Source organism: Hypericibacter sp. (assembly GCF_050729195.1).
In the GTDB taxonomy this organism is placed as follows: domain Bacteria; phylum Pseudomonadota; class Alphaproteobacteria; order Dongiales; family Dongiaceae; genus Hypericibacter.
On sequence record NZ_JBOHKS010000230.1, the window covers coordinates 1 to 5,856 of the forward strand.

The window sequence follows — 5,856 nt, forward strand, 5'->3', positions numbered from 1 at the left end:
GTGCGCACCACGCGCGGGGAATCGCTGATCAGGGTCGAATGGCCGACCCGCACGCCCTCGACATCGGTGATGGCATTGAGCGGTCCCGGATCGAGCCGGCCGGTGACGATGCCGAGGTCGCGCAGTCGGGGGCGGGCCATGATGAGAGAGCTCCTTCAAGCGATAGGGTCGATCGCCTCAGAAGCTAGCCTAGATTCGCGACAGGTGCATGGTGGGGAAGATCGAAGACGGAGCGGGCTTTCGCCCGCACTCGTGGTTCCCCTCCCCCTACCCCCTCCCGCAAGGGGAGGGGGCGTGGTTGGCGTAGAGCGCGCTCTAAGCTTGAAAGTAGAGCGTAGCGATCACATTAAGTTTATGTCTCCGGCAGCTTCACCCAGTCGGGCTTCTTCGCCGTCAGCGTCGCCTCGCCGGCGCGCAAGGTCGGCGCCGGCGCGCCCTCCACATGCTCGAGGCGCAGCAGCGCCAGGCCGATGCCGTCGATGGCGGAGCGCATTTCGCCGGCTTCCTTGTCGCCGAGCATGACGGGTGTGCCGGGCGCGGGGGTGGGGCCGTCGATCGTCACGGGCAGCAGCCGCTTACGCACGAGGCCGCGATAGCGCGTGCGCGCGGTCAGCTCCTGGCCCAGATAGCAGCCCTTGTTCCAGTCGATCGCATGCAGCTCGTCGAAGCCGTTCTCGAGCAGGATCGCCTTCTCGACCGGCAGATCGCGGCTGCCGTCGGGCACGCCTTGCGACATGCGGAGGCGATCGTAAGTGGCGCTGTCGCCGGCCGTGAATCCCGCCGCCTGGAGGGTCGCCGCCGCACCCTCGCGCGGCAGCACGGCGCGCGCACCGAGGGCTGCCAGGCGCGGATCGACATAGGCGACGCCACCGGCGAAAGCCTTGGCCGAGCCCGGTTCCGGCTTGAGCCCGAGACGCGTCAGCACATCGCCGCCGAACAGCAGGGCGACCGCATGGCTCGCGGTCGCGTCGGCGATCGTCACTTTCGAGCGCAGCTTGTAGAGCGAGAGCCGGCGCTTCAGGTCGTCGCGCCGCCCGGCCTCGCAGTCGATGTAGAAGCTGCCGCCGGCCTCGGCCAGGAAGAAGTCATGCAGATATTTGCCCTGCGCCGTAAGGAAGGCCGAATAGAGCGCCTGTGCAGGGCCGGCCTTGGCGACATCGTTGGAAACGAGGCCCTGCAGAAACTCGGTCTTGTCGTCGCCCGCAATGGCAAGGACGCCACGGCTTTCGGGCAGGAGATAGAAGCTCTGGGAACTCGGTGCGGAAGTCATGGCCTTAAGATCGGTGAGCGCTGCCGGCTTGGCAAGGGCGCTACGGCCCCAAAGTGAGTAAGGGAAATGGGCCTTGCCCTGGCGGCCCGGAGCGTCTGGAATCCGTGTTCGAACCAGGGAGACTCGGGGGATGGGCTATTTCGACGGCCTCACCAATGCCAGCTTCCGCAAGGATGCGCAGGGCCGCGACGTTTTCTATCCGTATGGCACCCACGGCCGCGGCCGCATCATCACGGACGCCGAGACCGCCGAGCGGCTGCGCAGGTCGATCAAGCGTCTTTATATCCTGCTCTTGGCGATCATTCCGCTGCTCATCGCCATTGTCAGGCTGGCCCATGACTCCGTCATTTATCTCATGCTGCTGGTCCTGGCTGTGACCGCGCTCACGGCGGGCTATGTGCAACAGCTGACGCGAGGGTTGCCTTACTCCGAAGAGCGCCTGACCTATCGCGAAAGCCTGCAGAATTCGTTGCGCGGCCATAGCAAGCTTGGCCTGGTTTTCCTGGCCGTTGTAAGCGCGGGGTTTGTGGCGCTGGGAGGATTCATTCTCGCGCTGGCGCCCGCCGAGAACCTCGCGCTGGCTCTCGTCCTGATTGTTTTCTTCGGCCTCTGTCTTCTGGTGTTTTTGGGCGCGTTGATCTTGAAATCGCGCCAGGAGCGGACCGGAACATGAGCCAGGCCGCTTCCGATTCGGTGTTGCTGACGCGCGAGGGCGCCGTCGCGACCCTGACGCTCAACCGGCCGGAGCGCTTGAACGCGCTCGATCTCGCCATGTGGCATCGGCTGGGCGAGGTTCTGCGCGAGATCGAGGCGGATCCGTCCTTGCGCGCCCTGCGGGTCCAGGGGGCCGGCCAGGCCTTCGCCGCCGGCGCCGATCTGGCGGAGTTCGCCCGAACGCGCGCGACCGCCGGCGATGCCGAGGCCTATGGTCGCGTGATGGTGGCGGCGCTTCATGGCTTGCGCGATCTGAAGCTGCCGACGGTGGCGATGATCCGGGGTGCTTGCGTCGGCGCGGGGCTCGAGATCGCGATCATGTGCGATCTGCGCATCGCCGCCGAAGGCAGCCGCTTCGGCGTGCCGATCCAGAAGGTGGGCGTGGTGATGCCCTGGCCGGAGCTGGGCGATCTGATCGAGACGGTGGGCCGCGCGACCGCGCTCGAGATCCTGCTCGAGGGCCGGCTGTTCGAGGCGGGCGAAGCTGCAGCCAAGGGGCTTGTCACGCGCGTGGTGCCGGCGGAGAAGCTCGAAACCGAGGTGGCGGAGACGCTGCGCCGCCTGACCGATGGCGCGCCGAGCTCGCATCGCCTGCATAAGCGCATGGCGCGCCGGCTGATGGATGCGAAGCCCCTCAGCCCCGAGGAATGGCGCGAGGCCTATGAAGCGGTCGAAAGCGCCGACTATCGCGAGGGGCTGGCGGCCTTCGCCGAGAAACGCAAACCGCGCTTCAGCGGCGGCTAGGGTTTGCCGAACCAGTCGGTGATGTCGAAATAGATCGTCTTGCGGATGCCGTCGGGGCCGACGATCTCGATCCGGTCGTAGATCTTGCCGGCGTCCTGGATCAGCGACTGCTGCGCATGCTGCCAGCCGGGATAGTGATCCTGGATATAGCCATACTCGGCATCCACCCCTTCGAACTCGTTGGTCGCCGGAACGATGATCGCGGTCTCGGTAGTGGCGCCGTCGGCCGTGTCGGCGCGGGCAGGATGACAAAGTCCCGCGGCCAGAAGACCGGCCAGGAAAATCGCGCGTAGAATGGGGCTCCGACGTTGTTGCATGGGCGGCCGCCTTCTGGCTCAGCCGGCCGACATTTATTTCCCGGTCGTCAGCACCATCCGGAAGCGGGCCTTGCCGCTCATCATTCGATCATAGGCTTCCGACGCGCGTTCGAGCGGCATGGTTTCGATCATCGGCCGGATATTCGCCAAGGCGCTGAAGCCCATCGTATCCTCGGAATCGATCGAGGTGCTGGAGGGCCAGTCCTGGACCGAGCGCCCCTCGGGCGCTGCCCAAAAACGAGACGTTCTCCCCCTGAGGCAGGGCCGGGGAGGCTTGGCGGCTCTTGACTCCTCGTTTGGGAATATCTAGAACAAAACAGGAACAACGAGCGGAACGGGACGTTTTGCCCCGAAGAGGACGGTTTTCGGCCGTCGGTCCGGGCAGCAGGAGAGCAGCGATGGCGGATGGAGCGGCAATCACGAGTTCCCCGGCTTCGGCCCGGCTCGAGGCGCTGAAGGCGGCGGTCGGAGGCTTCGGTCCCGGGGCGGCCACGGCGCGGGTTCGGCTGGGCCTGCCCGAGCTGGACCAGGCGCTGGGCGGCGGCTTGGTGCAGGGCGCCTTGCATGAGATCGCCTCGATCGATGGCAGCGCCGCTGCCACCGGCTTTGCCGCCTTCCTCCTGGGGCGGCTGGTCAAGGCCTCGCAGCGCCCGGTGCTCTGGACGCCCGGCGCCGACATCTATGCCCCCGGCCTCGCGCGCTATGGGCTCTCGCCCAACCGCGTGCTGCTGGCCGACTTCCGCCGCCCGCAGGCGCTGTTGCGCGCGCTCGAGGAAGGCTTGCGCTGCCCCGGCCTCGCCGCGGTGCTGGGCGAGATCGAGGAGATCGACCTGACCGCCAGCCGGCGGCTGCAGCTTGCGGCCGAGACCGGCGGCATCGCCTGCCTGCTGCTGCGCCGCGGGCCCTCGCGCAATCCGACCGCGGCGGTGACGCGCTGGCAGGTCTGGTCGGCGAATGCGCAAGGCGCCAAGCCGCGCTGGCGCGTCTCGTTGCTGCGCTGCCGCGGGGGTCGAACCGGAGATTGGTTGTTGGAGGGTTGTCGTGAAACGGGTGGTATCACTGTGGCTGCCGCATTGGGCGACCGACCGGCTCAAGATCGCGTCGCGGCGCGCTGAGGGGCTTGCGGTTCATCGCGAGGTGCGGCTGGGCAAGGTCCGGCTGAACGAGCCGCGCCTTGGCTGGGCTTCCGAAGCATCGCGCCCGCTGGTGACGGTCACGGCCGCGAACGGCCGCGCGCTCCTGGCCGCGATCGATGAGACGGCGTCGGCCGCGGGCCTCGTGCCCGGCATGGTGCTGGCCGATGCGCGGGCCCTGGTTCCCGATCTCGCGGTGCGGCCGAGCCATCCCGACAAGGATGCGGCGGCGCTGGCGCAGCTTGCCGATTGGTGCGCGCGCTTCAGCCCCTGGGTCGCGGTCGATGGCGCCGACGGGATTTTCCTCGACATCACCGGCTGCGCCCATCTCTTCGGCGGCGAGACTCGGATGATCGAGGATCTGGCGCAACGCCTGCGCCGGTTCGGCTATCGCATCCGCTTCGCCATCGCCGATACGCCCGGTGCGGCCTGGGCTGCGGCGCGCTTCGCCACGCTCGCGCGCGACAGCGACACGGTCATCCTGCCCTCGGGCGGGACGCGCGAGGCGATCGCGGGCCTGCCTGTCGCCGCCCTGCGCCTGTCACCGGTTCAGACCGCCGAGCTCGAGCGGCTGGGGCTCAAGACCATTGCCGAGCTTTACCCCTTGCCGCGCGCGGCGCTGCTGCGCCGCTTCGGGCTCGAGCCCGCGCGCCGGCTCGACCAGGCGCTGGGCCGCATCGACGAACCGATCAATCCGCGCACGCCGGCGAGCCCGCATGAGGCGCGGCTCGCCTTTGCCGAGCCGATCGTCGAGGCGCCCGCGATCGCCGCGGCGCTCGACCGGATGCTGGCGGGGCTGTGCGGTCATCTGGCGTCGGAGCAGCTGGGGGCCCGCCAGTTGCGTCTGGCGCTTTTCCGCGTCGATGGCAGCCTGCAGCATTTCTCGATCGGGACCAGCCGTCCCAACCGCGATCCCCACGCGCTGCGCCGGCTCTTCGCCAAGCTGTTCGACCGGCTCGATCCGGGCTTCGGGATCGAGGCGATGAGCCTGACGGCGACGCAGGCCGAGCCGCTCGAGGATCTGCAGCTGGTGCTGGCCCAGGCCCGGGCGCAAAGCCAGAAACGCGCTCAAGCCGCGCAGCGTGTTTCCATCGAAATACCGCTGCTGCCGGCCACGATCGAATCCGCCGAGCCCCTCGACGAGACGGCGATCGAGCGCGCGGTCGACGAGGCGGCCTTGGCGGCACTCGCCGATCTCTTCGCCAATGGCCGCTTCGCCAACGAGCCCGTCCCCGTGCGGTTGACGCGTCCGGCCCCGCAGGAAAGCCATCTGCCCGAGCGCGCGGTGGCGCCGGTGCCGGCCCTGGCCGGGAAGGCCGAGCGCTGGACCGCGATCGCGCTCACCACGGTCCGCCCGGTGCGGCTGCTGCCGCGTCCCGAGCCGCTCGAAACCGACGCGATCGAATCCGAAGCGCTGCCGACCTCGTTCCGCTGGCGCGCCCGCCCGCACCGCATCCGCTTGGTCGAAGGCCCCGAGCGCATCACCCCCGAATGGTGGCGCCCGGCCACGTCGGGTTCTTCGGTCAGCGACACGCGGGATTATTACCGCGTCGAAGACAGCGAAGGCCGCCGCTTCTGGCTCTACCGCGAACAGACCGTCTCGCGCTGGTACCTGCACGGCCTCTTTGCGTGACCAAAAAGAATCCACGCCCCCTCCCCTTGCGGGAGGGGGTAGGGG

At 68.5% G+C, this 5,856-nt stretch carries 7 protein-coding genes; 4 read left to right on the plus strand and 3 right to left on the minus strand.

The genetic code is table 11. The features are described 5' to 3' along the window. Positions 1 to 352: 352 nt before the first annotated feature. A complete protein-coding gene (locus ACREE8_RS18145; RefSeq protein WP_431574411.1) occupies positions 353 to 1,270 on the minus strand; it encodes a YgfZ/GcvT domain-containing protein in 918 nt (305 codons plus the stop codon). Positions 1,271 to 1,400: 130 nt separating this feature from the next. Here ACREE8_RS18145 and ACREE8_RS18150 point away from each other — a divergent pair, with 130 nt between their 5' ends. Then, entirely contained in the window at positions 1,401 to 1,943 is a 543-nt protein-coding gene (locus ACREE8_RS18150; RefSeq protein WP_431574412.1) for a hypothetical protein, read from the plus strand. Beyond that, positions 1,940 to 2,728 carry an enoyl-CoA hydratase/isomerase family protein gene (locus ACREE8_RS18155; RefSeq protein ID WP_431574413.1) on the plus strand — a complete coding sequence of 263 codons (789 nt, stop codon included), beginning with the start codon at positions 1,940 to 1,942 and terminating at the stop codon, positions 2,726 to 2,728. The genes ACREE8_RS18150 and ACREE8_RS18155 overlap by 4 nt, the downstream gene beginning before the upstream one ends. Here ACREE8_RS18155 and ACREE8_RS18160 read toward each other — a convergent pair. Then, positions 2,725 to 3,045 (minus strand): hypothetical protein, encoded by a 321-nt coding sequence (locus ACREE8_RS18160; RefSeq protein ID WP_431574414.1) that lies wholly within the window; start codon positions 3,043 to 3,045, stop codon positions 2,725 to 2,727. The genes ACREE8_RS18155 and ACREE8_RS18160 overlap by 4 nt on opposite strands. Before the next feature lie 33 nt (positions 3,046 to 3,078). Further along, entirely contained in the window at positions 3,079 to 3,210 is a 132-nt protein-coding gene (locus tag ACREE8_RS18165) for a hypothetical protein (RefSeq protein WP_431574415.1), read from the minus strand. A 233-nt stretch (positions 3,211 to 3,443) separates the two neighbouring features. Here ACREE8_RS18165 and ACREE8_RS18170 point away from each other — a divergent pair, with 233 nt between their 5' ends. Together ACREE8_RS18170 and ACREE8_RS18175 are read left to right on the plus strand one after the other, a co-directional pair. Next, a complete protein-coding gene (locus tag ACREE8_RS18170) occupies positions 3,444 to 4,160 on the plus strand; it encodes an ImuA family protein (protein WP_431574416.1) in 717 nt (238 codons plus the stop codon). Then, entirely contained in the window at positions 4,087 to 5,811 is a 1,725-nt protein-coding gene (locus tag ACREE8_RS18175; protein WP_431574417.1) for a DUF6504 family protein, read from the plus strand. Before ACREE8_RS18170 ends, ACREE8_RS18175 begins: the two co-directional genes overlap by 74 nt. The last annotated feature ends 45 nt before the right edge of the window (positions 5,812 to 5,856 follow it).